Raw genomic sequence first — 26,677 nt, 5'->3', positions numbered from 1 at the left:
AGGTGGTTCAGCTCTGCACGCCGAGCTGGTCGAGCAGTTCGATGCGGTGGTTGTCTGCACCGATCGACGTGCGCGGGTCGGCGATCTGCAGGGTGTGCACGACCCGGCCCTCGTCGAGGACGAGGACACGGTCGGCGAGCGCGACGGCTTCGTCGACATCGTGAGTGACAAGCAGGACCCCGAAGCCGTGCTCACGCCACAGATCGAGCAACAGCTTCCGCATGCTCAACCGGGTCAACGCGTCCAGTGCGCCGAACGGCTCGTCGAGCAGCAACAGCGCCGGCTCGGCGACCAACGCGCGGGCGAGTGAAACCCGTTGCGCCTGACCGCCTGACAGTGTCAGCGGCCACGCGTCGGCCCGGTCGGCGAGGCCCACGTCGGCCAGCGCCCGCTCGGCCCGCGCATGGGCTTCGGCGTTGCGCAGTCCGCTGCGGGTGAGCCCGTAGACCACGTTGGTGCGCACGCTGCGCCACGGGAGGAGCCGCGGCTCTTGAAACGCCAACGCCGGTGCCTCCGGCACGGCTCGTTCCCCGGTGTGTCCGGTCGACAGACCGGCGAGCACCCGCAGCACGGTCGACTTACCGGATCCGCTGCGGCCGATCAGCGCGACGATCTCGCCGCGGCCGATGCGGAGCGACACGTCGACGAGCACGTGATGGTCGCCGTACCACTTGTTGACGTGCCGCAGTTCGCCCGCGGTGTCCAGTTCTCGTGCGGCGGTCAATGTCATGAGCGGTACCTCAATGCGCGTCGTTCGAGTGTGCGGACGATCCCGTCGGTGCCGATGCCGAGCAGCGCGTACACGATCAGGCCGAAGATGATGATGTCGATCCGGAGGAAGTCGCGAGCGTTGTTGATCAAGAACCCGATTCCGCTGTCCGCGTTGATCTGCTCGGCGACGATCAGCGTCAGCCAGGCGATCGCCAGCGACTGCCGGAAACCGACGAGCACCTGCGGTGCCGCGCTCGGCACGATGATGCGGCGGAACCGCTGCCACAACGAAAAGCCCAGAACCTGAGCGGTTTCGAACAGCTTCGGGTCGACCTGGCGGATGGCTGAGAAGGTGTTCAGATAGAGCGGGAAGCTGACCCCCAGCGCGACCAGCAGCACCTTGGGCAGTTCGCCGATGCCGAACCAAAGGATGAACAGCGGGATCAGACCGAGATGCGGCAGCGCCCTGATCATCTGCATCGGTGGATCGATGCTCGCTTCGACCCAGCGGGACAGCCCGACAGCCGTGCCCAGCGCGACACCGACGACACCGCCGAGTATCAGACCCTCGAGCACCCGGATACCCGAGACGTGCAGTGCATCGGCCAGCTGCCCGTTGCGGAGCAACTCGACACCCGCCTCGAGGATGAGCGACGGCGCGGCCAACACGTCCTGCGGGATCCACCCGACGGCGCTACCCAGTTGCCACAGCGCCAGCAGTACCACCGGTGAGGCGAGCCTGATCGCATCCCATTTCCGTTGCCGCCAGCCGGGATTCGGCGATGGAACGGGCGCAACGGGCGCGCTGGGCGCAGCGAGATCTACTGGACTGGTCACGGTGGCTCGACGCTACGTGCGGCAGCATCGGGCCTGAAGGTTTTCATTCGGGCTGAGGGAAAGACGCGGCCCTGCCGGTAACTACGCGGGCGGTGCGTGCCCCTCTGGTAACGGGTCATTCTTCCGCCACTGCTTTGTTGCCGCCGCCGTCGTCGGTGCCCGAGTAGTCAGGGTTGCCCGCCCAACCCTGCGGTCACAACTTGCTCGGGATTTCCGCCCAGCCCTGATCGAGCGACCCGGCGGTTCGAAGGCGCGGTGGACTACCAGCGCGGCCGATTGGTCATCGCCAACCGTCGGCGGCCTTGGCAACCTGTATCAGCGCGTCGCACAGCTCCCGCAATTCGCCGGTGTCGGCGCCTTCCTCGACCGCGATCGCGACGTCTTCGGCGGCGCATCTGACCTGGTAGACCCGGTCGGAGAGTTCGGCGGCCTCCTCGGGGCTGAGGACGACCGCGTCGGGGGCCAGCGAGGTGCCCTTGATCAGGCTGCGCTGCTCGTATGCGCGTTGCCGGCACGACTGCCTGCAGTACTGCCGGCGCCTGCCCAACCCCACGTCATCGACCACACGGCCGCACCAGCGACATGATTGGGGGCGTAGACGCTTCTTGATCCCGGGTGCCACGGCGTGACTGTAATCCCGGCCTCCGGCGATTCCCGGTAGCATGGACGGTCGAGTCGGGAACTTCACAGCGTGTTGCTGCGTTGTTTGTCCGGATCTTTACGCGCTGATCGAGGAGTGTTTGACGATGGCTGATCGTGTCTTGAGGGGAAGTCGCCTCGGAGCCGTGAGCTACGAGACCGACCGCAACCACGACTTGGCGCCGCGTCAGGTCGCGCGCTACCGCACCGACAACGGTGAGGAGTTCGACGTCCCGTTCGCCGACGACGCCGAGATTCCCCACACCTGGCTGTGCCGCAACGGCATGGAGGGCACCCTCATCGAGGGTGACGCCCCGGAGCCGAAGAAGACCAAGCCGCCGCGGACGCACTGGGACATGCTGCTGGAGCGCCGATCGGTCGAGGAGCTCGAAGAGCTTCTCAAGGAGCGGCTCGACATCATCAAGGCCCGCCGCCGGGGCTGACCTTCGGCGACGCTCAGCGCGTGACGCCGACCCCGCGGGCGCGGTTGAAGCGGCCGCGGATGCCCCAGTCCGCGACCTTGAACAGGGCTTCGCGGATGTTGGATCCGCTCATCTTGGACTGACCGAATTCGCGCTCGGTGAAGGTGATCGGCACCTCGACGACGACGAACCCGTTGTTGATCGTGCGCCAGGTCAGGTCGATCTGGAAGCAATACCCCTTCGAATCGACCGCGGTCAGGTCGATTTTCTCCAGCACCTCGCGCCGGTAGGCGCGGTAGCCGGCGGTGATGTCGTGGATGTCCACGCCGAGCAGGATGCGGGAGTAGCCGTTGGCGGTCCGCGACAGCACCAGGCGCCTGCGCGGCCAGTTGCGCACCTCTCCCCCGGGCACGTAGCGCGAGCCGATCGCGAGGTCGGCCCCGGCGTCGACGGCGTCGAGCAACCGGTACAGCTGCTCAGGCGGGTGGCTGCCGTCCGCGTCCATCTCGACGAGCACGGCGTACTCGCGGCTCAACCCCCACGCGAACCCGGCCAGATAGGCCGCGCCGAGGCCGCCCTTGGCGGTGCGGTGCATGACGTGGATGCGGTCCGGGTCGGCGAGAGCCAGCTCGTCGGCCAGCGCGCCGGTGCCGTCGGGACTGCCGTCGTCGACGATCAGGATGTGGACTTCGGGCCGCGCCTGCTGGACGCGGCCGACGATCAACGGCAGGTTCTCCCGCTCGTTGTAGGTGGGGATGATGACCAGCGTGCGCTGGCTTGGGCTTTCCCCCGGGACCCGGCCCGTCGTCATGTAGCTCCTCTACCTTTGTTGTCGCCGCTCACTCGACGACGCACAAAGCCACCATTGTGCAGCATCGCGGCGAACAGGCTTCCGACGCCGACCGCGATGAGCAGCCCTTCCACCAGCGGACCCCACCGGGTTGCCGCCGTGAGCTGCGTTTTCAGGCGCACCGCGGCGTCAAGGTAGGCCGCCTCGTAGAACGCGGTACGGGCCAGCTCCCGCCCGTCCGGGGCGATGATCGCGCTGATTCCGGTCGTCCCCGCCACCACGACGTAGCGGTCGTGTTCGATCGCGCGCAGGCGAGCGAACGCGAGCTGCTGCTCGCTCATCGACTCGGTGAAGGTCGCGTTGTTGGAGGGCACCACGAGCAGTTGCGCGCCGTTGCGCACCGCCTCGCGGGGTGCCCGGTCGAAGATCACCTCCCAGCAGGTGGTCACCCCCACCGGCACACCGGCGGCGTGCACCACCCCGGTGCCGTCGCCCGGAATGAAGTACCCGGCGCGATCCGCATGCTTCGAGAAATGGCGGAAGAAGCCGCGCCACGGCAGATATTCGCCGAAGGGCTGCACGATCTGTTTGTCGTGACGCTCGCCGGGTCCGGTACCCGGATTCCACACGATCACCGAGTTCGTCGAGGTGGGATTTTCGGGACTGGCGCCGGGAGCCTCGACCACTCCACCGACCAGAATCGGCGCGTTGATGGCCGCCGCGGCGCTGGAGATCAGCTCGCGCGCATCGGGGTTGGCCAGCGGGTCGATGTCCGAGGAGTTCTCCGGCCAGACGACGAACCGTGGCTGCGGCGCCCGCCCGGCACGCACGTCCTCGGCCAGCCGCATCGTCTCGCGGACGTGGTTGTCCAGCACGGCGCGCCGCTGGGCGTTGAAGTCCAGCCCGAGCCGGGGCACGTTGCCCTGCACGACCGCAACGGTGATCGACCTGTCGTCGCCGGCGCCGACACCGGACTGGCGAACGTGCGGCCACGTCAACGCGGTGACGAGCAGCACCACGCTGATGCACACACCCGGCACCACCACAGCGGGCGGCGCGGAGTTGCGTCCGCTATCACGACTCCACCACTGCACCACCTCCAAAACCATTGCCGCCAACGCGAACCCGACGAGCACGACCGCGAAGGACAGCAGCGGCGCCCCGCCCAGTTGTGCGATCGACCGAAGCGGACCCTCGGTCTGGCCGTAGGCGACGACGCCCCAGGGGAACCCGCCGAACGGCACCGTCGACTTGAGCCACTCCTGCGCCGCCCACAGCCCGGCGAACCACAGCGGCCAGCCTGCCAGCCTGCGCACCGCCACCGCGGCGGCGCCGAACAGCGCGGGGAACAGCGCCTGCACCAGCGACAATCCGATCCACGGTACCGGGCCGACGAACGCGCCGACCCACGGCAGCAGCGGCAGGTAGAACGTCGCACCGAACACGAAGCCGTACCCGAATCCACCTCGCACCGTTGTGGTTTCGCGGGTCAGCACCCAGGCCAGCAGCGCGAACGCGGCGAACCCCAGATACCACCAGCCGAACGGCGGGAAGCTCAGGCACAACAGCAGCCCCGCGACTATGGCCACACCGAGCTGCGGTAGCCGATCCACCACAGCACGACTGAACCGCCGTGCCCTGGAATCGTTTTCAACCATGGAGGACGACACCCCGATGGACCGTCTGCCGGCACCGCGGCGACGGGCCGTCGAGCCGGGGCAGCGGTGGCACCCGCGACCGCTGGTCGGTCGACCAGCGCTGCACCGCGTCGGCCGGGGCGCTCACCTCGAGTTCGTCGGCTTCCCAGATCGCATACGACGCCGGCGCGCCGGGAACGAGGGTGCCCGTCACCCCGTCCCGCACCCCGGCGGCCCGCCAGGCACCGCGAGTGAGCGCCGCGAACGCCGCCCGAGGCGACAACGCACTTCCCGGTGTCCGGTGACGCGTCGCTGCGCGCACCGTCGCCCACGGGTCCATGCCAGTGACCGGGCTGTCCGAGCCGAACGCAAGTGGCACGCCTTGGGATGCTAACAGCGCGAACGGGTTCAATGACCTGGCGCGGTCGGCGCCGAGCCGCTGGGCGTACATCCCGGTTTCACCGCCCCAGAGCGCATCGAAATTCGGCTGCACGCTGGCGAGCACGCCCCATGCGCCGAGCCGGCGCGCCTGCTCTTCGGTGACCATCTCCAGGTGTTCGAGCCGATGCCCGCACCGGGCGACAGCGGGCGCGCCGAGCGTCGCGACGACGGACTCGAACGCCTCGACCACCGCGGCGACGGCCGCGTCACCGATCACGTGGAAACCGGCCGTGATGCCCGCCTCCGTACAGGCGTGCAGGTGAGCCGCGATGGCCTCGCGGTCCAGGTAGGTGTTGCCAGTCAGTCCGGGAGAGCAGTCGGGCGCGTCGGCGTACGGCCGCTGCAGCCAGGCCGTGCGCGACCCGAGCGCCCCGTCGACGAAGAGGTCGCCCGCCAGCCCGCGGGCCCCGGTGCGCTCGATCAGCTCGCGCGCCTGACTGGCGGTGGTGACCGCTTCGCCCCAGTACCCGACGATCTCGACGCCGTGCTCGAGGGCGCGGATCTCGTCCCAATCGTCGAGGCCGCCGATGTCCGGTCCTGCGCATTCGTGCACCGCGACGATGCCCGACGCTGCCGCCGCGCTCAGCGCCGCCGATCGCGCGCGAGCGCGCTGCTCAGGGGTCAGCCGTGCCCGAGCGGCGGCGCGGGCCAGATGGTGCGCGTCGCCGGTCAGCGGTCCTTGCGGGGCGAAGCCGGGCGCCTCCGGCAGGTGGGGCACCAGCCGGCGCAGCGCCGTGGACGCCGCGGCCGAGTGGACGTCGACCCGCGCCAGATAGACGGGCCGGTCACCGACGACCGAATCGACGTCTTCGGTGCTGGGCGGGATGCGTTCGGGCCAGTTCGACTCGTCCCAACCGTGCGCCCAGATCGGATCATCGGGAGTGGCGCGGGCGTACTCGCCGAGCAGTTGCATGCAGTGTCGCAGCGAGGTGGCGGGCCGCAGGTCGAGCCCGGACAGCGAAAGCCCGGTGGCGGTGAGGTGGATGTGGCTGTCGACGAAAGCGGGCGCGACGAATGCGCCGCCGAGGTCGACGACCCGCGCGTCGGGGAATTGGCCGCGCCCCACGTCGTCACTGCCCAGCCAGGCGATCACACCGTCGCGGACGGCGAGTGCCGTGGCGTCGGGCATGGCGGGGCTGTAGACCCGCCCGTTGAGCAGAAGGGTTGTCACCTACGGGAGGTTCTCACGCCCCTCGGCGGTGCGGGGCGGGGCGGTGCGGGGTGCGGGCTCCACCGCGGGCGGTTCGACGTCGACGACGTCGACAACCTCACCGTCGATGTAGTCCCGCCGCGTCCTGGCCGCGCCGTAGCCCGCGACACCCGCGGTGATCAGCGGCATCCGGCGCGCGGCGAGTGCGGTCACCAGCGGGCGGGCCGCCGCCCGGGTGGCGGGGATCAGCAGCACCGCTCCGGCCACCGAACTGGCCAGGCCCGGGATCACGACGAGCACCGTGCCGAGCGCGACCAGCACGCTGTCGGCGGCGGCTCCGTGCAGGTTCGACGGTGTCAGGCCGCTGCGCAGCCGGCCGAGATGACGCCTCACCTGCGATCCGGCCAGGACGAAGCCGAGCACGAACGTCGCGAGCAACAGCAGCAGCGTCCAGCCGACGCCGATCGTCGACACCAGCGCCGCCACGACCGCGATCTCGATGACCACATAGATCAGGAACAGCCGCATTGCCATACGCGGTAAACGTCCGGACGACCCGATCGGTTCCGTAGATTGGCGACGTGACAACGATCAAGATCGATACCCCGGACGGCCAGATCGACGCGTTGCTCGGTGTTCCGGACGGCCCGGGGCCGTGGCCTGCCGTGGTGGTGGTGCACGACGCAATCGGCTACGGCCCGGACAACGAGGCGATCTCGGCGCGGGTGGCCGCGGCGGGTTTTCTCGCGATCTCCCCGAATCTGTACTCGCGCGGCGGTCGGGCGCGCTGCATCACGCGGGTCTTCCGCGAGTTGCTCACCAAACGCGGACGCGCGCTCGACGACGTGCTGGCCGCGCGCGATCACGTGCTCGCGATGCCGCAGTGCACGGGTGCCGTGGGAATCGCGGGGTTCTGCATGGGCGGACAGTTCGCGTTGGTGATGTCACCGAAGGGGTTCGGCGCGTCGGCACCGTTCTACGGCACACCGCTGCCCCGCCCGTTGGACGAGACGCTGACCGGGGCGTGCCCGATCGTCGCCAGTTTCGGCCGGCGAGACCCGGCGGGGATCGGGGCCGCAGACAAGCTCCGAAAAGTGGTGCAGGACAAGGGCATCCCCGCTGACATCAAGGTCTATCAGGATGCCGGGCACAGCTTTGCCAACAAGCTGCCGGCGCAACCGCTGCTGCGGATCACCGGCTTCGGCTACAACGAGGCCGCCACGAACGACGCCTGGGATCGCGTGTTCTCGTTCTTCGGCGAGCACCTGGCGGCTACCCCGCGGGCGTGATGGCCGGCTCGATTTCGATGCCGATGTGGACCTTGTCGATGCCGCCGCGAAACAGCGCCTGCGGGATCCACCACCACGCGTGGTACCAGTAACGCTTGGTCACCCGGTCGAACACCCGGCGGGTTTCGGATTTCGGCAGTACCCGGGCGACGGCCTCGACAGGTTGGCCTTTCGGCTTGCCCAACACGCCGGACTTCTGGATGGTCACCCGCGGCGTGTTGGCGATGCGCCTGGTCTTCCACGAGCCGTCGTCGGTGATGACCAGCAGCTTGTCGCCGTCGGGAGCGCCCCAGATCGGCGTCGGCTTGGGCCTACCGTCCTTGGTGAACGTCGTCAGCAGGATGTACTTCGAGTTCGCGATGTCATCGAAGGTGTCGGCCATGGTCACCGGGGCTTGATCTCGATGGTCACGTTGTTCTTCATTCCCCCGCGCAGCTTCGAGAAAAAGTTGAAGGTCCTACCCAGCAGCCCGTAGCGCTTGCCGATCGCGTCGTAGGTCGCGCCGTTGGCCGACTAGTCCAGCACCGTCGCGACGGCCTCGACCGGCTCACCTCTCGGATTGCCGCGCACGTCGCACGGCGCGATGGTCACCCGTGGCGTGTTGCGAATCCGCTTGACCTTCCACGACTTTTCCTGCGTGATGGCCACCAGCCCGTCGCCGTCGGACGCCGCCCAGATCGCCGTCGGCTTGGGCCGCCCATCCTTGGTGAACGTCGTGAGCAGGATGTATTCGGACTTCGAGACATCAGCAAAGGTGGCAGCCACGCCACCGAAGATACTGTGCCGCCGCCGGCTCCGCGCACAGAGCGCGAAGTCACCGCTCGGATCAGCCCTCGAGATCGCCTTCGGCCTCCAGTAGCACCTGGCGCAATCCGTCGAGGGTGGCCTTCTCCGGAGCTGCCCACATGCCGCGGTCGGCGGCCTCCAACAACCGTTCGGCCATGCCGTGCAGGGCCCACGGGTTGGATTCCGCCATGAACTTGCGATTTTCGTCGTCGAGTACGTATTCCGCCGACAGCCGCTCGTACATCCAGTCGGCCATCACGCCGGCGGTGGCGTCGTAGCCGAACAGGTAGTCGACGGTGGCGGCCATCTCGAAGGCGCCCTTGTAGCCGTGCCTTCGCATGGCGTTGATCCAGCGCGGGTTGACCACGCGGGCGCGGAACACCCGGGTGGTCTCCTCCGAAAGGGTGCGGGTCCGCACGGCGTCGGGACGAGTGTTGTCGCCGATGTAGGCCGCCGGCGATTTCCCGGTCAACGCCCGCACGGTGGCGACCATGCCGCCGTGGTACTGGAAGTAGTCGTCGGAGTCGGCGATGTCGTGCTCTCGGGTGTCGGTGTTCTTCGCGGCGACCGCGATCCGGCGGTACTGCCGGCTCATGTCATCACTGGCGGCGGCTCCGTTCAACCCGCGGCCGTAGGCGAAGCCGCCCCAGGCGGTGTACACCTCGGCGAGGTCGGCGTCGTCGCGCCAGTTGCGGCTGTCGATCAGCTGCAGCAGGCCTGCGCCGTAGGTGCCCGGTTTCGAGCCGAAAATCCTTGTGGTGGAGCGGCGTTGGTCGCCGTGCTCGGCAAGGTCGGCTTGGGCGTGGGCGCGGACGAAGTTGTCCGCATCGGGTTCGTCGAGGTTCGCGACGAGCGATACGGCGTCGTCGAGCATCGTGACGACATGCGGGAACGCGTCGCGGAAGAACCCGGAGATGCGCACCGTGACGTCGATGCGCGGCCTGCCGAGATCGGCGAGCGCAATCGGTTCGAGATCGACCACGCGCCGCGAGGCCTCGTCCCACACCGGTCGTACACCCAGCAATGCAAGGACTTCGGCGATGTCGTCACCGGCGGTTCGCATCGCGGACGTGCCCCACACCGACAGGCCGACCGACCGCGGCCAGTCACCGTAGTCGTTGCGGTAGCGCTCCAGCAGCGAATCAGCCATCGCCACACCGGTTTCCCACGCCAGTCGGGACGGCACCGCTTTGGGATCCACCGAGTAGAAGTTGCGCCCGGTGGGCAGCACGTTGACCAGACCGCGCAGCGGTGAACCCGACGGGCCCGAGGCGATGAAGCGCCCGTCGAGCGCCCGCAGGATGTGCACGATCTCCTCGGCCGTGCCCGCCAGCCTGGGCACCACCTCGGTGGCGGCGAACCGCAGCACGGCAGCGACGTCGGCGTTGTCGGTCAACGTATCGACCACATCGGCATTCCATCCCGAATCCTGCAGTGCTGCAACGAGTTCACGGGCATGGGCCTCGGCGGCGTCGACGGCGGTGCGCTCGTCGTTGCCGTCCTCTGCCAGGCCGAGCGCCTGTCGCAGTCCGGGCACCGTCTGTTCGCCGCCGAACAACTGCCGGGCCCGCAGGATGGCCAGCACGAGGTCGAGTTCTTCCTCGCCGCCGGGCGCCTGGCCGAGGATGTGCAGCCCGTCGCGGATCTGGACGTCCTTGATCTCGCACAGCCAGCCGTCGACATGCAGCAGCATGTCGTCGAACGAGTCCTCTTCCGGCCGCTCCTGCAACCCGAGGTCGTGGTCCATCTTCGCCGCGCGCATCAGCGTCCAGATCTGCTGGCGGATCGCGGGCAGCTTGCCGGGATCGAGCGCCGAGACATTGGCATGCTCGTCGAGCAGTTGTTCCAGACGCGCGATGTCGCCGTAGGTTTCGGCGCGGGCCATCGGCGGGATCAGATGGTCGACGAGGGTGGCGTGCGCGCGGCGCTTGGCCTGCGTACCCTCTCCCGGATCGTTGACCAGGAACGGGTAGATCAACGGCAGGTTGCCCAGCGCGGCGTCGGAACCGCACGCCGCCGACATGCCAAGCGTCTTGCCCGGCAACCACTCCAGGTTGCCGTGCTTGCCCAGGTGGACGATCGCATCAGCGCCGAACGTGGTGTCGATCCAGTGGTACGCCGCCAGGTAGTGGTGGCTGGGCGGCAAGTCCGGGTCGTGGTAGATGGCGACCGGGTTCTCGCCGAACCCGCGCGGTGGCTGGACCATCAGCACGACGTTGCCCGCCTGCAGTGCGGCGATCACGATCTCGCCGTCCGGGTCGGCGCTGCGGTCGACGAACAACTCCCCCGGCGGCGGGCCCCAGTGCTCGACGATCGCGTCGGCCAGCTGGGCGGGCAGCGTGGCGAACCAATCGCGATAGTCCTTGGCGGACACCCGAATCGGGTTGCCCTCGAGCTGACCTTGGGAGAGCCAGTCGGGGTCCTGGCCGCCACGTTCGATCAGTGCGTGGATGAGCGCATCACCATCGCCGGAGGCGATGATCGTGCCGACGTCGCCGGCACCGTCGGCGTCGTCGATGCGGTAACCGTGCTCGCGCATCGCGCGCAGCAGGCGCACCGCGCTGGCCGGTGTGTCGAGGCCGACGGCGTTGCCGATTCGGGCGTGCTTGGTCGGGTAGGCCGAGAACACCACCGCGATCCGCTTGTCGGCGGCCGGGATCGCCCGCAGCCGCGCATGCCGCACGGCGAGCCCGGCGACGCGGGCGCAGCGCTCTGGATCGGGCATGTAGGAGATCAGGCCCTCGTCGTCGATCTCCTTGAACGAGAACGGCACGGTGATGATCCGGCCGTCGAATTCCGGCACCGCCACCTGTGACGCGACATCCAGCGGTGAGAGCCCGTCGTCATTGATGGCCCAGTCCGACCTCGAGCTCGTCAGACACAGACCCTGCAGGATCGGGACGTCGAGGGCCGCCAGATGGGCGACGTCCCAGCTGTCGTCGCTGCCGCCGGCCGATACGGATGCCGGGGTCGCACCACCCGCGGCGAGCACGGTCGTGATGAGCGCGTCGGCGGTGCCCAGCAGTTTGAGCAGTTCCGCGTCGGCGGTGCGCAGCGATGCGCAGAAAACCGGCAGGGCACGACCCCCGGCCTCTTCGATCGCCCCGCACAGCGCATCGACGTACGCGGTGTTGCCCGCGAGATGCTGGGCGCGGTAGTACAGCACCGCCACCGTGGGGCCGTCGTCGGAGCCGCCGTCGCGGTGCGTCACGCCCCAGTTCGGGGTGGCCTCCGGAGGGTGAAAGCCGAAACCGGTCATCAGCAGCGTGTCGCACAGGAACGCGTGCAGATTTCGCAGGTTCGACACACCGCCCTGGGCCAGGTAGACGTGCGACTGCAGCGCAACGCCCGCGGGCGTCGTCGAGTGGCCCATCAGTTCGGCGTCGGGCGCCTGTTCACCGCTGACCACGACGGTCGGCACCCCGCTGGCCACCACCGTGTCGATGCCGTCCTGCCATGCGCGGTATCCGCCGAGGATTCGAACCACCACGACGTCGGCGTCACGAAGCAGGTCCTCGAGGTCGCCGTCGACGAGCCGGGACGGGTTGGCCCACCGATACCGCGCACCGCTGGAACGAGCGGTGATCAGGTCGGTGTCAGAGGTGGACAGGAGGAGAACGGTGGGGTTGCGAAACGGCTGAGCCACCCACCATTACTACCCCACGCCCGTCACCGACGGGTCAGCGCCGATTCCAGCGGCCATAGGTGCTCTGCGGATACGGCAGCCCGAGCGCGGCGACGAGCACAACCAGAAGAGCGCCGAAAACGATGAGTTCGAACATCGTCGTTCCTTCCAGACATCGTTACTGCACACGCGTGCAGTAACTCGGAACTTACGACGTCAGCGCGCGTTTGTGACCGTTGTGTGTGGCACGGATCACTCGATCCGTCGATGTGACGGCCGTCACTTCTCAGCCGGTGCGAACCTCGAAGTCGGCGACGTCGGGCGCCTGAAGCAGCTCGCGGTGGCGTTCGGGCCGCCAAGGAAACAGCTCAGGCAGGCCGTCCTTGCCGAGATACCAGCTGTTGCATCCGGTTACCCAGACCGTCTGTGGCATGGCGGCTTTCATGTCCTCGTTGTACTCCTTGGTGGCCACCTCGGTGGGTGCGACGGCCGAGACTTCACCGGCGCGGATCTGGTCGATCCACCGCACGACGTAGTCGGCCTGGTGCTCGGCGATGATCACCAGCGACTGGTTTCCGATCGGCGAATGCGGGCCCATCAGCATGAACATGTTGGGAAATCCGGGGACGGCCACCGATCGGTAAGCGTGCGGGCCGTCGGCCCAGGCTTCGTCGAGCGTGAGCGCCGCAGCCCCGACGATGGTCATCGGCCGGACATAGGCGCGCGCGTCGAAGCCGGTCGCCATTACGAGTACGTCGAGCTCATGCAGCTTGCCGTCGGCGGTGACCACGCCTCGTGGCTCGACACTCTGAATTGCCTCCGTGACGAGCCGGACGCCGGGCTTCTGCAATGCCTGGTAGTAGTGGCCCGCAAACACCTGGCGCTTACACATCGGGTGATACGCCGGAGTGAGCCTGGCCCGCAGTTCTGGATCCCGCACGGAAAGGCGCAGATTCAGCCGGCACAACGCCACCATCACCCGTCTCTGCCAGCCCGGTTCGACGACCGCGCGCGCGGGGAAGCGTTCGAAAGCGTTCTGCCAGAACCGGTATCCGATCATGCACAGTTTCGGCCACCGACGCAGTACCTTCCTGGTCAGCTCCGAATAGCGGAGGTTGGGCACGGGGAACACCCACTGCGGCGTGCGCTGGAAAACGCTGAGTTCTCGCACCTTCCCACCGAGTTCGGCGGTGATCTGAACACCGGTCGAGCCGGTGCCGATCAGGCCTATTCGCTTGTCCTCCAAACGCACCGAGTGGTCCCACCGCGCAGAGTGAAAGCATGCGCCGCCGAACGTCTCGAGTCCAGGTATGTCGGGGGTCTTGGGCACCCGCAGCACACCGGTCGCGGTGACGAGAACGTCGAACTCCTCGTCGCCGTCGGCAGTGCTGACCACCCACCGCCCGCGCTCGTAGCGTGCCGACTCGACGGCCGTGCCGAATCTGATGTGCGGGCGGATGCCCCGTTCGACGGCGACCTGGCTGAAGTACGAATGTATCTCGCCGCCTGGAGAATACAGATGCGACCAGTCCGGGTTGGGCCTGAAGGAATACGAGTAGAAGCGCGACGGCACATCGCACGTGAGCCCCGGATAGGTGTTGTCGCGCCATGTTCCACCGACGTCATCAGCCGCCTCGTAGATGACGTAGTCGTCGATGCCCGCCTCTTGCAATTTGACCGCCATGCAAATGCCTGACATGCCGGCACCGACGATCGCGACCTTGACCGCGCGCTTCTCTGCCATGAGGCCTCCTTCGGCGAGAGAAAAGAGTACGCCGGTACCGCGCAATTATTGACGCGATCGCCGCTATTGCGCGGTCACGAAGCCCTGTGCCACCATCCAGTCGCGCGCCACCACGCTCGGGTCGCGACCCTCGACGTCGACCTGTTTGTTCATCTCGATGATCGCGTCGTTGGTCAACGCCGCCGTGACTGGCGCCGTCACCTCGGCGATCTGTGGATGTGCCTCGTAGAAGGCACGTTTCATCGTCACCGAGGGGTTGTAGTGGGCGAAGAACTGCTTGTCGTCGGTCAGCACGACGAGATCGAGCGCCGCGATGCGGCCGTCGGTGGTGAACACCTCACCGAAGTCGCACTGCGTCGCGTCCGCTGTGGCCTGATAGATGATGCCGACCTGCAGCACCGGCGTCTGCGCACGCGCGGGGTCGAACCCGTAAGCCGCCGCCATCCCCGGGTAACCGTCCTGGCGGGCGCGGAATTCGGTGTCGACGCAGGTGCGGGCCGCGGACGGGTTTCGCCTGACCAGGTCTGCGTACTGCGACAGGGTTCGCACCCCGGTCCGCTCGACCACCGCCCGGCTGGCCGCCAACGCATATGTGTCGTCCATCGGCCCGGGTTTCAACCAGACCATGTCGTTGCGGGCCAGGTCCTCCTCGCGGACCGCTTCGAACTGCTCGCGGCTGTCGGGAATCGGCTTCTCGTGGCCGAGATAGTTGATCCACGCGTTGCCGGTGAATTCGTAGGCGACGTCGACCTGACCCGACAACTGCGCTTCCCGGGTGCTGCGTGAGCCGACGATGCCGGTCAGGTCGCGCACGTCGGCACCGGCCGCCACCAAGGTGTACTCGAGGATGTACCCGAGGATCACCTGCTCGGTGTATTCCTTGGAACCCACCGTGATTGGCACGCCTTCCAGCGCAGGGTGAGGTTGAATCGAACCAGGTCCGACCTTCAGCGGCACCGCGCCACCCGCACCGAGACCGCAACCGGCCAGCAGCAGCGCGCAGGCCAGCGCGGCGCCGATCCTGCGGCGGATCATCGAAGGCCCTTGGGGTTGAGGTAGAACTCGGCCAGTCCTCCGAACCAGTCGACCAGCAGGGCCAGGCACACCGCCAGGACACTGCCCAGGATCAGGGTCACGTTGTCCTGCAGCTTGTATCCCGTGTCGATGAGTATGCCCAGCCCGCCGGCGTTGACGAGGAACGACAACGTCGCGGTGCCCACCGCAAGTACCAGCGAGGTTCGAAGGCCGGCTAGGATGTAGGGAATCGCCAGCGGCATCTCGACCCGCGTCAGCACCGAGCGGCGGGACATGCCCTGTCCCAGTCCGGCGTCGACCAGCGATCGGTCCACCTGAGTGATACCGAGGATGGTGCTGGCCAGCACCGGCAGCAGCGAGTACAGGGCGATCGGCAGCACCCCGATCCAAAATCCGGTCCTACCGGTCCACAGGAACAGCAACACCAGCAGACCGATCGCCGGCGCGGCCTGCCCGACATTGGCCACGCCCATGAACACCGGCCGCAACAGCCTGGCTCCCGGACGGGTGACGAGCACACCGAGCGGGACACCGACGACGAGCACGATCGCGGTGACCGCAACCGTGATCAGGAGGTGCTGCCAGATCAGCGTCGCGATGTTGCCGGGGTTGATGTTCTCCTGCTGCGTGGCGGTCAGGTCGCGGTTGAACGCCCAGAACACCACGGCCGCAGCGACAATGAGCACCAGAACCGGTTGGATGAGCAGCCTTCTGCGCTCGCCCGGGTCGGCGCGGGCCGACTGCGCAGTGTCCGCGACGGCGGTCACGGCTGCCCGTCCATGCTCGCCTCCGCCGAGGCCCGCAGCCAGGTGATCGTGTCGATCAGCGTGTCGAGCGTGACCACACCCTCGTACCGGCTGCCCGCGCCGGTCACCACGGCCGAGGCGTGCTGTTCGGCCAGGATCGCCTCCAGCGCGTCCTCCAACGTCGACTGTGTGCTCACGACGTCGAGCGATTCGGCGGCATCGGCCAGCGAGGTGGCGTGGGCGAGGCTGCTCTCCCGTACCCAGCTGACCGGGCGGTCCCGCTCGTCGAGCACCACGACCCAGTCGAACTCACTGTCGGCCAGACTGTTTCGCACCTCGTCGATCGAATCCGACTGGCGCACCGAAGGATGCGGTCGCAACTCGACGTCCTTGATCCGCATCAGGCCGAGTTGGCGCAGCGATGCGCCAGAACCGACGAATCCGGCGACCGTGTCGTCCGCGGGACTTGCGAGGATGTTCTGCGGCGTATCGTACTGCAGCACCTTGGATTGATTGCCCAGCACGGTGATCCGGTCACCGAGCTTGACCGCCTCGCCGAAGTCGTGGGTGACGAAGACGATCGTCTTGCGCAGTTCGCCTTGCAGCCGCAGAAGTTCGTCCTGCAACGTGCTGCGCGTGATCGGGTCGACCGCGCCGAACGGTTCGTCCATCAGCAGAACCGGAGGATCGGCGGCCAGCGCACGCGCGACACCCACGCGCTGCTGCTGCCCGCCGGACAGTTGACGCGGATATCTACCGGCATACTGCGCAGGTTCCAGACCGACCATGTCGAGCAGTTCGTCGACACGCTCGGCGATGCGCTTGCGGTCCCAGCGCAGAAGTCCGGGCACCAGTCCCACGTTCTGTCGGATCGTCATGTGCGGGAACAGGCCCGCCTGTTGGATGGAGTAGCCGATCGAGCGGCGAAGGTCCGTCGGCCGGATCGACAACGCATCGTTTTCGCCGATCATGATCTTGCCCGATGTCGGTTCGGACAGCCGATTGATCATCCGCATCATCGTGGTCTTGCCACAGCCCGACGGACCGACGAAAACCACGATCTCGCCGGCGGGGATGTCGAGCGACACGTCGTCCACCGCGGGGCGGTCTGCACCGGGATAGACCTTGGACACGTGGTCGAGCACGATGCGCACACCGGTGCTACCGTGCGATTCGGTGTTCTCGGGGGCGGATTGCGTTGTCATCGAATGCCTTTCGAGGTGGTGAGACGCCCGACGAGCACGAGAATCGCGTCCAGCGCAAGTGCTAGGACGACGATGAGCAGCGTCCCGGTCAACGCCATCGGGACCGCGGTCGGGCTTCCGACGCGGGCCAAGCCCGTGAAGATCAGGTTGCCCAGGCCGGGCCCCTTGACGTAGGCGGCGATGGCCAGCACGCCCATCGACATCTGCGTGCTGATCCGCATCGCGGACAGGATCGACGGCCACACCAGCCGCAGTTCCACCCGGGCCAGGGTGTCGAGCCGGCTCATCCCGATCCCCCGCGCCGCGTCGGTGAGCGCGGGATCGACCGCGTTGAGTCCGACGATCGTGTTGCGCACGATCGGCAGCAGTGAGTACAGCACCAGGGCGGCGATGCTGGGCACCACCCCGAGCCCGAACAGCGGGATCAGCAGGCCGAGCAGCGCGAATGCCGGCACGGTCAGAATCACGCTGGACGTCGCGGTCGCGAGGTTGGCTGCCAGCGGGTTGCGGTAGGTCAGCACGCCGACCGCCACCCCGAGGACCGTCGCGATGAGAACGCTCTGGACGACCGCGCTGAGGTGTTGGTACGAGTCGAACATCAACTGCGCGTAATGGGCGGTGACGTAGTCCCACAGTGCCCTCACGGGGCTGCCCTACCCGATCTTGATGGGACCGAAACCGCGCCCGGTTCGATTCGCGCTGAGTCGAAAGGTTGTCCTCGCACGTTCGGACGGCGAACGTAGCGAATTGATTCGCGCATCGTCTGGAGGTTACCCACGTGCCGTCATCTCTGCGGGTGATAAAGCTCGGCGCCCACATCGGCGCCCACATCGACGGTGTCGATCTCGGTAAGGGGATCGATCCGGAGACCGCGAACGCGATCAATACCGCGATGCTCGAACACAAAGTGGTCTTCTTCCGTAATCAGTACAACGTCGACGACGACGCGCAGCTCGCCTTCGCGCGGGCGCTGGGCACCCCCACGACCGCCCACCCGACGGTGACTTCGCGCGGGGACCGGTTGCTGCCCATCGATTCCCGCTACGACAAGGCGAACAGCTGGCACACCGACGTCACGTTTGTCGATCGGATACCGAAAGCATCGGTCCTGCGGGCCGTCACCCTGCCGCAATACGGCGGCACGACGACGTGGGCGTCCACCGAGGCCGCGTACGACCGCCTTCCGGCATCGTTGCGCGCGTTGGCCGAAAGCCTCTGGGCGGTGCACACCAATCGATACGATTACGCGTCACTGCACGACGAGCCGGACTCGGCGCCTACCGCCGAACAGCGTTCCTACCGTGAGGAATTCGTCTCAGACCGCTACGAAACCGAGCATCCCGTGGTCCGCGTGCACCCCGAAACCGGCAAGCGAGTGCTGCTGCTCGGCCACTTCGTCGAGAAGTTCGTGGGGCTCGGCTCGACGGAGTCGGCGGCATTGTTCGATCTGCTGCAGAAGCGAATCACCAAGCTCGAGCACACCATTCGCTGGAACTGGCGGCCCGGTGACATCGCGCTCTGGGACAACCGCGCGACGCAGCACTACGCCGTCGCTGACTACGACGACCAGTATCGACGGCTCAACCGCATCACTTTGGCCGGCGACGTCCCGGTCGACGTCCACGGCCGGCGCAGCCGTTCCGTCGTCGGCGACGCCTCGACGTACTCCGAAGTGGTCAACCCCCTCGGGATCGGGGCGCTGGCCAGCTGACGACGACTTCGGTCCGTAGCGCTGCGGGCGTACCGTGAACCGGTGGCCAGAACCCGCGAGCAGGACGCCTGCCCCGGTGCGTTGCAGGTGCATCGCGCCGCGGACGGTGCGTTGGCGCGGATACGGTTACCGGGCGGCGCCATCACCGCCGCGCAGTTGGAGACCCTCGCGCGGGCGGCCATCGATTGGGCCGCGGGCACGCTAGAGCTGACCTCGCGGGGCAACCTTCAGATTCGTGGCGTCACCGACGCGGCCGCGGTCGCCGACGCCGCGGCGTCCGCCGGCCTGCTGCCGTCGCCGACCCACGAACGCGTGCGCAACATCGTCGCCTCGCCGCTGTCCGGGCGGGTCGGCGCGACCACCGACATCCGTGCGCTGATCACCGAGCTCGACGTGGCGATTTGCGCCGACCCGGCACTGGCCGCGCTGCCGGGCCGGTTCCTGTTCGGCATCGACGACGGCCGCGCCGACATCTCGGGCCTCGGCGCGGACGTCGGCATCCACTTCCAGACTGATGCGGCCGGCGACACCGCCGCGCTGCTGTTGGCCGGTCGCGACACCGGTGTCCGACTGGAGCTGAACGCCGCGGTGCCGGCGATGGTCGAGCTGGCGCGGCGATTCGCTGCCAGTCGCGGGACCGCTTGGCGCGTCAAGGAACTCGTCGACCCCGACGTTCTGCTCGGCGAGCTGCCCCGGTCGGAAGCGCCGGGAGAGACGTGGCCCGCGGTCACCCGCCCGCCCGTCGGCTGGCTCGACCAGCACGACGGCCGCGTCACGCTGGGCGCCGCGGCCCCGCTCGGCGTGCTGCCCGCCCGGACCGCCGAGTACCTCGCCGCGATCGGGGCGCCGATGGCGATCACGCCGTGGCGCTCGATCCTCGTTTTCGACCTCGACGAGGGAGTCGCCGACGTCGCCCTTCGTGTACTCGCCCCCCTCGGACTGGTGTTCGACGAGAACTCCCCCTGGCTCTCGGTCAGCGCGTGCACGGGAAGCCCCGGCTGCGAGCACTCGATGGCCGATGTCCGGGCGGACGCCGCCGCTGCGGTCGTCGAACCGGCTTCAGCGCACGCGACGGGCAATCCAATCCCAGGCCACCGCCATTTCGTCGGTTGCGACAGGGCCTGCGGCAGCCCGCCCACCGGTGAGGTGCTGGTGGCGACCGGAGACGGATATCGGGCGCGCGACACGCACCCGTAGGGTGATCGCGTGCTCGACTACATCCGCGACGCCGGAGAGATCTACCGGCAATCGTTCGCGACGATTCGCGACGAGGCGGACCTGGCTCGGTTTCCCGACGACGTGGCCCGCGTGGTCGTCCGACTGATCCACACCTGCGGACAGATCGACGTCACCGATCACGTGGCGTTCAGCGCAGACGTGGTCGCCAGGACCCACGCCGCACTGGCCGCGGGCGCGCCGGTGCTGTGTGATTCCTCGATGGTCGCCGCGGGCATCACCCGGTCGCGCCTGCCCGCCGCCAACGAGGTGGTGTCGCTGGTGGCCGACCAGCGAGCCGCCGACCTGGCCGCCCGGCTCGGCACCACCCGGTCGGCGGCGGCCGTGGACCTGTGGGCCGACCGGCTCGGCGGTGCCGTGCTGGCGATCGGCAATGCGCCGACCGCGCTGTTCCGGCTGCTCGAACTGCTCGACGACGGCGCCCCGACGCCCGCTGCGGTACTGGGCGGACCGGTCGGTTTCGTCGGCTCGGCACAGTCCAAGCAGGAACTCATCGACCGGCCGCGCGGAATGTCGTATCTCGTGGTGACGGGCCGTCGCGGCGGCAGTGCGATGGCCGCCGCGGCCGTGAATGCGATTGCGACCGAACGCGAATGAGCGACCGCGGAGTGTTGTGGGGGGTGGGGCTGGGGCCCGGCGACCCTGAACTCGTCACCGTCAAGGCGGCACGGGTGATCGGCGAGGCCGACGTCGTGGCGTACCACAGCGCGCGGCACGGCAACAGCATCGCGCGGGGCATCGCCGAGCCATATCTGCGGCCGGGCCAGATCGAGGAGCACCTGGTCTACCCGGTCACCACCGAAACCACCGATCACCCCGGCGGCTACGCCGGAGCGATGGAGGACTTCTACCGCGAGTCCGCCGACCGCATCGCCGCCCACCTGGAGGCCGGCCGCAATGTGGCCTTGCTCGCCGAGGGCGACCCGCTGTTCTACAGCTCCTACATGCACATGCACACCCGGTTGACCGAGCGGTTCGACGCGGTCATCGTGCCGGGCGTGACGTCGGTGAGCGCGGCTTCGGCGGCGGTCGCCACTCCCCTCGTCCAGGGCGACGAGGTGTTGACGATCCTGCCGGGAACGCTGCCGCCCGACGAGCTCGAGCGCAGGCTCGCCGACACCGACGCAGCGGTGATGCTGAAGTTGGGTCGCTCGTACCCCGCTGTACGCCAGGCGCTTTCGGCATCCGGTCGGTTGGACGACGCGTTCTACGTCGAGCGTGCGAGCACTCCGCGGCAGCGGGTCCTGGACGCGGGCGACGTCGACGACGAAACGGTCCCGTATTTCTCGCTGGCGATGCTGCCGGGGCGCCGCCGCCAGGACGTGACGACCACCGGCAGCGTCGCCGTCGTGGGACTGGGTCCCGGCGACCCGAACTGGATGACCCCGCAGTCGCGACGCGAACTGGCCGCGGCCACCGACCTCATCGGCTACGGCCCCTACCTCGACCGCGTTGCCGCCCGCGACGATCAGCGCAGACATCCGAGCGACAACACCGACGAACCGGCGCGCGCCCGGTTGGCCTGCACGCTGGCCGAACAGGGCCGCGCGGTGGCGGTGGTGTCCTCCGGCGACCCGGGGGTCTTCGCGATGGCGACCGCGGTGCTGGAAGAGGCCAAGCAGTGGCCCGGGGTTTCGGTGCGGGTGATCCCGGCGATGACCGCCGCGCAGGCCGTCGCGAGCCGGGTCGGCGCCCCGCTCGGGCATGACTACGCGGTGATCTCGCTGTCGGACCGGCTCAAGCCGTGGGACGTGATCGCGGCGCGGTTGACCGCGGCCGCGACGGCCGACCTGGTGCTGGCGATCTACAACCCGGCCTCGAAGACCCGGACCTGGCAGGTGGGGGCGATGCGGGATCTTCTGCTCGAGCACCGCGATCCCGGCACTCCGGTGGTGATCGGTCGCGACGTGTCCGGGCCCCGCGAGCAGGTCACGGTGGTGCGCCTGGCCGACCTGGATCCCGCCGACGTCGACATGCGCTGCCTGCTGATCGTCGGCTCCTCGCAGACGCAGTGGTATTCCGGGGACGGCGATCGGGTCTTCACACCGCGCCGCTACCCCACGTAGCGCTACCCGCGACCTCACCAGCCGCGAGCGCTCATCCCGGTACGGTTTTGGGCCTTATTTTCGTACCAGGGTGAGCGCTCGCGACGGCCGGCAGTGTTAATCTCCGGCGCGTGACCTCCGTCCTCAACATTCCACGCGGGCCCGAAGATGTAACGCCGGCGTGGCTCGGGTCAGTGCTGGGAACCGATGTCGAGGCGGTCGCCGTGACACCCATCGGAACCGGTCAGACGGGCGCCACCTACCGGGTGTCGGCGACCTACGGCGGGGAAACCGACCTGCCCGCCTCGTTCGCGATAAAGCTCTCGGCGCAGGACGACACGGTGCGCGAGCGCGTCGCGCTGGGTTACCGCTCGGAGGTGGAGTTCTACTCGCTGGTCGCCAACCGGATGCGCATCCCCGTTCCGCGCAGCTTCCATCAGGACATCTCCGAGGATGGCGCCGACGTGGTGCTACTGCTGGCCGATATGGCACCCGCGGTCCAGGGCGACCAGATCACCGGGTGCAACGCGGTCGAGGCGCGGCTCGCGGTCGAGGCGCTCGCCGGGCTGCACGGCCCGAGTTGGTGTGCGCCCGAATGGATGGAGCTGTCCGCGGTCGTGATGCCCAAACCCGGTGACGCCGACGCGGCCAAGGGACTCGGCGATGTCTCGCGAATGGCTGCCGACATTGTCATCGACCGCCTCGGCTCGTCGATCAGCGCCGAGGACCAGGAAACGCTCACCGCGGCAATGGCTTCGGTGACGCCGTGGCTGATGGCCGAGCCCGGCCGCTATGCGCTGATGCACGGCGACTATCGGCTCGACAACATGCTGTTCGATCCCGGCCGCACGCGGATCACTGTGGTTGATTGGCAGACCGTCGGCGTCGGGTTGCCGGCCCGCGACCTTGCGTACTTCACCGCGACCAGCCTCGAACCCACAGTCCGGGCGGAGATCGAGCGAGATCTCGTCGAGCACTATCACCGTGCGTTGCTCGGATACGGTGTGCGGGATTACGACCTGGACACCTGCTGGACCGACTACCGCCTCGGGGTGGTGCAGGCACCGTTGCTCGTCGCGTTGGGCACCGCGTTCGCGACGTCGACCGAACGGGGCGACGAGATGATGCTCGCGATGTTGAGCCGCGGCTGTCGAGCCATTCGGGAACTCGGCACGCTCGAGCTCATCGAGTCGTATTCATCAGCCTGACCCAGTCGACCGCGTCGTCGACGGTGGCGACCGTCGCCACCCCCGACGGCAGCGGCGGCCGGTCCACCATCACCACCGCAACACCAAGGGCCGCAGCCGCATGCAGTTTCGGCCGGGTCATCTGTCCTCCACTGTTCTTGGTGACCAACGCGTCGATGCGGTGCTCGCGCAGCAGGGTCAGTTCGTCGTCGTAGCGGTACGGCCCGCGCGACAGCACCACCTGGTGACGACGCGGCAGATCCGACACGTCGGGCGGCGTGACAGCACGAATCAGAAACCATGCATCGACGTCCTTGAACGCTGCGGCGCCAGAGCGCCCGGTGGTCAGGAATACGCGGGTGAACCGCTCGGCAGCAACGGTTTTCGCGGCCTCGATATCAGAGCTCACGACGATCGCATCGCCGGTCGGCCAAGCGGGTCGGGCCACCACCAGGTGCGGCAGCCGCACCTCGGCGCACACAGCCGCCGCGTGCGCGGTCATCGTCGCGGCGTACGGGTGTGTGGCGTCGACCACCGCGTCGACCCGGTTGTCGGACAGCCAGCGCCGCAGCCCCTTGACGCCGCCGAAGCCGCCGATGCGTACCTCGCCCACCGGCAGCGCGGGATCGGGCACCCGGCCCGCGAGCGAACTGATCACCTCGACGTCCGGATGCAGACGGGCAGCCAGCGCGCGAGCCTCAGAAGTACCGCCCAGCAGTAGTATTCGCATCAATGTCGTCCCCGCCGCACCCGGCTCGACGAGTACAGGTAGCTGTCGGCGAACCCCTCGGCCGCCAGCACGTCGCCCACGACGATCACCGCGGTGCGGGTGATGCCCGCGGCTTTCGTCTGCCCCGCCAACTCCGCGAGCGCGCAGCGCACCACCTGCTGCTGCGGCCAGCTCGCGAACGCCACCACGGCACAGGGCGTTTCGGGTCGGTACCCGCCGGCCAGCAGCTGCGGGACGATCGCGTCGATCTGCGCGGCCGCGAGGTGCAGCACCAGCGTCGCACCCGGCTTGGACAACGTCCGCAGATCCTCACCCGGCGGCATCGCGGTCGACAGCGTCGCCACCCGGGTCAGGGTGACCGTCTGCGCGACACCCGGAACGGTGAGCTCGCGGCCCAGCACTGCAGCGGCCGCCGCGAAAGCCGGGACCCCGGGCACGATTTCGTAGTCGACACCGAGATCGTCGAGACGGCGGCACTGCTCGGCGAGCGCGCTGTAGATCGACGGGTCGCCGGAATGCAACCGCGCCACGTCGAGGCCGGCGGCGTGGGCATCGGCGAGTTCGGTGACGATCTGTTCGAGAGTCAACGGGCCGGTGTCGACGACGCGGGCGCCCGGCGGGCACAGCGCCAGCAAGTCCTCGGGCATGATCGAACCCGCGTAGAGGCAGACCGGGCAGCTGCTCAGAAGTCGGTGTCCGCGCACAGTGATCAGGTCGGCGGCGCCGGGCCCGGCGCCGATGAAGTAGACGGTCATCGTTTGGTCACCGCCCACTGCGTGATCGGCATCGCCGGACGCCAGCCGGTGAACCCGCCGAGCGGCTCGCCGCGGTGATGCTCGAAGCGCCTGAGCGTACCGCCGTGTCGCGAATACCACTGGGCGACAAGCGCTTCAGTCTCCACAGTGACGGTGTTGGCGACGAGCCGGCCACCAACCGGCAGCCGGTCGAAGCAGGCCTCCAGGAGTCCCGGCTGGGTCAGGCCGCCGCCCACGAAGACCGCGTCCGGCGCGGGTACGGACTCGAACGACTCGGGCGCCTCGCGCTGCACCTGCACGCGCGCGCCGAACGCCACCACGTTGTCGGTGATGCGGTTGCGGCGTTGTTCATCGCGCTCGAAGGCGATTGCACGACAACCGGTACCGCTGCGGCACCATTCGATCGCGACGCTGCCCGATCCGGCACCGACGTCCCACAGCAGTTGTCCGGGCCGCGGGGCCAGCGCCGCCAATGTCACCGCCCGCACCGGTTGCTTGGTGAGTTGGCCGTCGTTGGCGAACATCTCGTCGGGCAGCACCCCGAATTGCCGCTCGTCGGGCAGGTAGCGAACCGCGACCACGTTGAGGTCGTCGACGTCGTCCGGGGGTCGCTGCGCCCATTCGCGGGCGGTGGCGGCCCGGCGGCGCTCTGTGGGCCCGCCGAGTTGTTCTAACACGGTGATCTCGGAGTCGCCGCGACCGGTGTGGGTGAGCAGTCGCGTCAGCGCCGCAGGGGTTGTGCCGTCGCGGGACATCACGACGGCGTGTCCGCCGCGGCGTACCGCGGTGTGTGGATCACTCCGCACCAGGCTGATGACCTCGGTGTCCTGCACTGCCCAACCCAGCCGCGAGCAAGCCAGCGTCACCGACGACACGTGCGGCAGGACGGTCACCCGCTCGGCGCCGTAGAGCCGGATCAGCGAGCTACCCACACCGTGCAGCAGCGGGTCGCCGCTGGCCACCACATGCACGTCACCGTCGACGTCCTCCAGCAGAGTGTGCAGTGCGGGCAGCATCGGCGACGGCCACTCTCGCCGCGCCGCGGTGACGGTGTCGTCCAGCAGCGCGAGTTGGCGCTTCGAACCGTAAACCACTGTTGCCCTGCATAATTCAGCCCGCGAGCCGGACGGCAGCCCGGCCATCCCGTCAGCTCCGATGCCGACGACGACGATCATCGCGGCATCCTTCGCCACACGAACCGGGGCGTGACACGGAACGCGAATGCCAGCAGCGCGAGTGGTGCGGGCACCCAGACCGCGCCTCGCCTTCGACGGAGTGCGCGCACGGTCGCGTCGGCGACCTGCGCCGGCGTGCTCGACAGGGGCGCGGGCGACATCCCTGCCGTCATGCGTCCGATCACAAACCCGGGCCGCACCAACAGCAGGTGCACCCCCGAACCGTGCAGGGCGTCGGCCAGTCCGCGGCAGAAGCCGTCCAGCCCGGCCTTCGCGGATCCGTACACGTAGTTGGCGCGGCGCACGCGGACGCCCGCGATCGACGAGAACGTCACGATCGACCCGGACCCTGCGCCGCGCATCGTCGCGGCGAGCACCGTCAGCAGGCTGGCCTGGGCGACGAAGTCGGTGTGCAGAATCGCCGCGGCGTGCGCGGCGTCCTTCTCCGCGAGCGCCTGGTCGCCGAGGATTCCGAACGCGAGCACCGCGGTGTCGATCGGCCCGTGCTCGGCGACGATCGCGTCGACCACCGGACCGTGCGACGGAAGGTCGTCGGCGTCGAACTCACGCACGTGCACGGCCGCCGCCCCCGCGGCGCGAACGGCCGCCGCCTGCGCCTCGAGGTCATGAGCGCGCCGGGCCGCCAGCACCACCGTCGATCCGGGCGCCAGCCGGGTGGCCACCTCGACGCCGATCTCGCTGCGACCGCCGAAAACCACGACCAATGCCGGACCGGTGTCAGCCGTGTCTGTCATGGCAGCGATTATCTCCTGCGCTACCG

Annotated in this window: 24 protein-coding genes and 2 pseudogenes; 7 read left to right on the top strand and 19 right to left on the bottom strand. The window is 68.5% G+C overall.

From position 1 onward, the window contains the following. Nucleotides 1–7 precede the first annotated feature (7 nt). From AU187_RS19570 to AU187_RS19560, 3 genes are all read right to left on the bottom strand, one after another. Nucleotides 8–730 (bottom strand): ABC transporter ATP-binding protein, encoded by a 723-nt coding sequence (locus tag AU187_RS19570; RefSeq protein ID WP_059167217.1) that lies wholly within the window; start codon nt 728–730, stop codon nt 8–10. Then, nucleotides 727–1,548, bottom strand: coding sequence for an ABC transporter permease (locus AU187_RS19565; protein ID WP_059167216.1), 822 nt, complete (start codon nt 1,546–1,548; stop codon nt 727–729). The genes AU187_RS19570 and AU187_RS19565 overlap by 4 nt, the downstream gene beginning before the upstream one ends. A gap of 280 nt (nt 1,549–1,828) precedes the next feature. Further along, nucleotides 1,829–2,158, bottom strand: coding sequence for a hypothetical protein (locus tag AU187_RS19560; RefSeq protein ID WP_502687778.1), 330 nt, complete (start codon nt 2,156–2,158; stop codon nt 1,829–1,831). Between the two features lie 136 nt (nt 2,159–2,294). Between AU187_RS19560 and rbpA the strand changes: the two genes are divergently transcribed. Further along, nucleotides 2,295–2,630 carry an RNA polymerase-binding protein RbpA gene (gene rbpA, locus AU187_RS19555; RefSeq protein WP_059102195.1) on the top strand — a complete coding sequence of 112 codons (336 nt, stop codon included), beginning with the start codon at nt 2,295–2,297 and terminating at the stop codon, nt 2,628–2,630. A gap of 37 nt (nt 2,631–2,667) precedes the next feature. Here rbpA and AU187_RS19550 read toward each other — a convergent pair. From AU187_RS19550 to AU187_RS19535, 4 genes and pseudogenes are all read right to left on the bottom strand, one after another. Continuing rightward, a pseudogene (locus AU187_RS19550) lies at nt 2,668–3,429 on the bottom strand (polyprenol monophosphomannose synthase); the annotation flags it as partial. Next, a complete protein-coding gene (gene lnt, locus AU187_RS19545) occupies nt 3,417–5,057 on the bottom strand; it encodes an apolipoprotein N-acyltransferase (protein WP_059167214.1) in 1,641 nt (546 codons plus the stop codon). The gene lnt and the pseudogene AU187_RS19550, both read right to left, overlap by 13 nt. After that, nucleotides 5,050–6,648: an amidohydrolase gene (locus AU187_RS19540; protein ID WP_059167213.1), complete on the bottom strand. Its 1,599-nt coding sequence runs from the start codon at nt 6,646–6,648 to the stop codon at nt 5,050–5,052. The genes lnt and AU187_RS19540 overlap by 8 nt, the downstream gene beginning before the upstream one ends. Next, nucleotides 6,649–7,161, bottom strand: a complete 513-nt coding sequence (locus tag AU187_RS19535; protein ID WP_059167212.1) for an FxsA family protein — start codon at nt 7,159–7,161, stop codon at nt 6,649–6,651. 47 nt (nt 7,162–7,208) lie between these two features. Here AU187_RS19535 and AU187_RS19530 point away from each other — a divergent pair, with 47 nt between their 5' ends. Continuing rightward, nucleotides 7,209–7,916, top strand: coding sequence for a dienelactone hydrolase family protein (locus AU187_RS19530; protein ID WP_059102190.1), 708 nt, complete (start codon nt 7,209–7,211; stop codon nt 7,914–7,916). On the opposite strand, the gene AU187_RS19525 is transcribed toward AU187_RS19530, so the two are convergent. The 8 genes and pseudogenes from AU187_RS19525 to AU187_RS19490 all read right to left on the bottom strand — a co-directional run bounded on the left by AU187_RS19525 (nt 7,900) and on the right by AU187_RS19490 (nt 17,701). Continuing rightward, nucleotides 7,900–8,298 carry a PPOX class F420-dependent oxidoreductase gene (locus AU187_RS19525; RefSeq protein WP_059167211.1) on the bottom strand — a complete coding sequence of 133 codons (399 nt, stop codon included), beginning with the start codon at nt 8,296–8,298 and terminating at the stop codon, nt 7,900–7,902. The genes AU187_RS19530 and AU187_RS19525 overlap by 17 nt on opposite strands. Before the next feature lie 2 nt (nt 8,299–8,300). Next, a pseudogene (locus tag AU187_RS19520) lies at nt 8,301–8,681 on the bottom strand (PPOX class F420-dependent oxidoreductase). A gap of 61 nt (nt 8,682–8,742) precedes the next feature. Continuing rightward, nucleotides 8,743–12,348: a cobaltochelatase subunit CobN gene (cobN, locus tag AU187_RS19515; RefSeq protein WP_059167210.1), complete on the bottom strand. Its 3,606-nt coding sequence runs from the start codon at nt 12,346–12,348 to the stop codon at nt 8,743–8,745. 265 nt (nt 12,349–12,613) lie between these two features. Next, nucleotides 12,614–14,071 carry a flavin-containing monooxygenase gene (locus tag AU187_RS19510; protein WP_059167209.1) on the bottom strand — a complete coding sequence of 486 codons (1,458 nt, stop codon included), beginning with the start codon at nt 14,069–14,071 and terminating at the stop codon, nt 12,614–12,616. A 63-nt stretch (nt 14,072–14,134) separates the two neighbouring features. Beyond that, nucleotides 14,135–15,106, bottom strand: coding sequence for a glycine betaine ABC transporter substrate-binding protein (locus AU187_RS19505; protein WP_059167208.1), 972 nt, complete (start codon nt 15,104–15,106; stop codon nt 14,135–14,137). After that, the gene (locus AU187_RS19500) at nt 15,103–15,873 is read right to left on the bottom strand and encodes an ABC transporter permease (RefSeq protein WP_059167207.1); all 771 of its coding nucleotides are present in this window, start codon (nt 15,871–15,873) and stop codon (nt 15,103–15,105) included. The genes AU187_RS19505 and AU187_RS19500 overlap by 4 nt, the downstream gene beginning before the upstream one ends. Continuing rightward, entirely contained in the window at nt 15,870–17,057 is a 1,188-nt protein-coding gene (locus AU187_RS19495) for an ABC transporter ATP-binding protein (RefSeq protein ID WP_059167206.1), read from the bottom strand. The genes AU187_RS19500 and AU187_RS19495 overlap by 4 nt, the downstream gene beginning before the upstream one ends. After that, entirely contained in the window at nt 17,054–17,701 is a 648-nt protein-coding gene (locus AU187_RS19490) for an ABC transporter permease (RefSeq protein WP_059167205.1), read from the bottom strand. Before AU187_RS19490 ends, AU187_RS19495 begins: the two co-directional genes overlap by 4 nt. A 134-nt stretch (nt 17,702–17,835) precedes the next feature. On the opposite strand from AU187_RS19490, the gene AU187_RS19485 reads away from it, so the two are divergent. The 5 genes from AU187_RS19485 (at nt 17,836) to AU187_RS19465 (ending at nt 23,257) form a co-directional block, all read left to right on the top strand. Next, a complete protein-coding gene (locus tag AU187_RS19485) occupies nt 17,836–18,768 on the top strand; it encodes a TauD/TfdA dioxygenase family protein (RefSeq protein WP_059167204.1) in 933 nt (310 codons plus the stop codon). A gap of 42 nt (nt 18,769–18,810) precedes the next feature. After that, on the top strand, nt 18,811–19,965 hold the full coding sequence (cobG, locus tag AU187_RS19480; protein ID WP_059167203.1) for a precorrin-3B synthase: 1,155 nt from the start codon (nt 18,811–18,813) through the stop codon (nt 19,963–19,965). A 9-nt stretch (nt 19,966–19,974) separates the two neighbouring features. After that, nucleotides 19,975–20,601, top strand: coding sequence for a precorrin-8X methylmutase (locus AU187_RS19475; RefSeq protein WP_059167202.1), 627 nt, complete (start codon nt 19,975–19,977; stop codon nt 20,599–20,601). Beyond that, entirely contained in the window at nt 20,598–22,070 is a 1,473-nt protein-coding gene (locus AU187_RS19470; RefSeq protein ID WP_059167201.1) for a precorrin-2 C(20)-methyltransferase, read from the top strand. The genes AU187_RS19475 and AU187_RS19470 overlap by 4 nt, the downstream gene beginning before the upstream one ends. A 110-nt stretch (nt 22,071–22,180) precedes the next feature. Then, the gene (locus tag AU187_RS19465) at nt 22,181–23,257 is read left to right on the top strand and encodes a phosphotransferase family protein (protein ID WP_059102177.1); all 1,077 of its coding nucleotides are present in this window, start codon (nt 22,181–22,183) and stop codon (nt 23,255–23,257) included. Here the strand turns inward: AU187_RS19465 and AU187_RS19460 are convergent. The 4 genes from AU187_RS19460 to dprE2 are packed head-to-tail and all read right to left on the bottom strand — an operon-like array spanning nt 23,232 to nt 26,651. Beyond that, nucleotides 23,232–23,966, bottom strand: coding sequence for a cobalt-precorrin-6A reductase (locus tag AU187_RS19460; RefSeq protein ID WP_059102176.1), 735 nt, complete (start codon nt 23,964–23,966; stop codon nt 23,232–23,234). The genes AU187_RS19465 and AU187_RS19460 overlap by 26 nt on opposite strands. Further along, complete coding sequence (gene cobM / locus AU187_RS19455; RefSeq protein ID WP_059102175.1) at nt 23,966–24,721, bottom strand: precorrin-4 C(11)-methyltransferase; 756 nt, start codon at nt 24,719–24,721, stop codon at nt 23,966–23,968. The genes AU187_RS19460 and cobM overlap by 1 nt, the downstream gene beginning before the upstream one ends. Further along, nucleotides 24,718–25,896 carry a bifunctional cobalt-precorrin-7 (C(5))-methyltransferase/cobalt-precorrin-6B (C(15))-methyltransferase gene (locus AU187_RS19450; protein WP_059102321.1) on the bottom strand — a complete coding sequence of 393 codons (1,179 nt, stop codon included), beginning with the start codon at nt 25,894–25,896 and terminating at the stop codon, nt 24,718–24,720. Before AU187_RS19450 ends, cobM begins: the two co-directional genes overlap by 4 nt. Continuing rightward, a complete protein-coding gene (gene dprE2, locus AU187_RS19445; RefSeq protein ID WP_059102174.1) occupies nt 25,893–26,651 on the bottom strand; it encodes a decaprenylphospho-beta-D-erythro-pentofuranosid-2-ulose 2-reductase in 759 nt (252 codons plus the stop codon). Before dprE2 ends, AU187_RS19450 begins: the two co-directional genes overlap by 4 nt. Between the last annotated feature and the right edge of the window lie 26 nt (nt 26,652–26,677).

The organism is Mycobacterium sp. IS-1556 (assembly GCF_001499985.1).
Lineage (GTDB): Bacteria > Actinomycetota > Actinomycetes > Mycobacteriales > Mycobacteriaceae > Mycobacterium.
This window is presented reverse-complemented; position numbering and strand designations above follow the sequence as displayed.

What these genes read in the sequence shown, in the direction of transcription:
- rbpA (WP_059102195.1), top strand. Translation starts at nt 2,295, where the DNA reads ATGGCTGATCGTGTCTTGAGGGGAAGTCGCCTCGGAGCCGTGAGCTAC.
- AU187_RS19495 (WP_059167206.1), bottom strand. Translation starts at nt 17,057, where the DNA reads ATGACAACGCAATCCGCCCCCGAGAACACCGAATCGCACGGTAGCACC.
- lnt (WP_059167214.1), bottom strand. Translation starts at nt 5,057, where the DNA reads ATGGTTGAAAACGATTCCAGGGCACGGCGGTTCAGTCGTGCTGTGGTG.
- AU187_RS19535 (WP_059167212.1), bottom strand. Translation starts at nt 7,161, where the DNA reads ATGGCAATGCGGCTGTTCCTGATCTATGTGGTCATCGAGATCGCGGTC.
- AU187_RS19570 (WP_059167217.1), bottom strand. Translation starts at nt 730, where the DNA reads ATGACATTGACCGCCGCACGAGAACTGGACACCGCGGGCGAACTGCGG.
- cobM (WP_059102175.1), bottom strand. Translation starts at nt 24,721, where the DNA reads ATGACCGTCTACTTCATCGGCGCCGGGCCCGGCGCCGCCGACCTGATC.
- AU187_RS19460 (WP_059102176.1), bottom strand. Translation starts at nt 23,966, where the DNA reads ATGCGAATACTACTGCTGGGCGGTACTTCTGAGGCTCGCGCGCTGGCT.
- dprE2 (WP_059102174.1), bottom strand. Translation starts at nt 26,651, where the DNA reads ATGACAGACACGGCTGACACCGGTCCGGCATTGGTCGTGGTTTTCGGC.
- AU187_RS19505 (WP_059167208.1), bottom strand. Translation starts at nt 15,106, where the DNA reads ATGATCCGCCGCAGGATCGGCGCCGCGCTGGCCTGCGCGCTGCTGCTG.
- AU187_RS19525 (WP_059167211.1), bottom strand. Translation starts at nt 8,298, where the DNA reads ATGGCCGACACCTTCGATGACATCGCGAACTCGAAGTACATCCTGCTG.
- AU187_RS19470 (WP_059167201.1), top strand. Translation starts at nt 20,598, where the DNA reads ATGAGCGACCGCGGAGTGTTGTGGGGGGTGGGGCTGGGGCCCGGCGAC.
- AU187_RS19510 (WP_059167209.1), bottom strand. Translation starts at nt 14,071, where the DNA reads ATGGCAGAGAAGCGCGCGGTCAAGGTCGCGATCGTCGGTGCCGGCATG.
- AU187_RS19450 (WP_059102321.1), bottom strand. Translation starts at nt 25,896, where the DNA reads ATGATCGTCGTCGTCGGCATCGGAGCTGACGGGATGGCCGGGCTGCCG.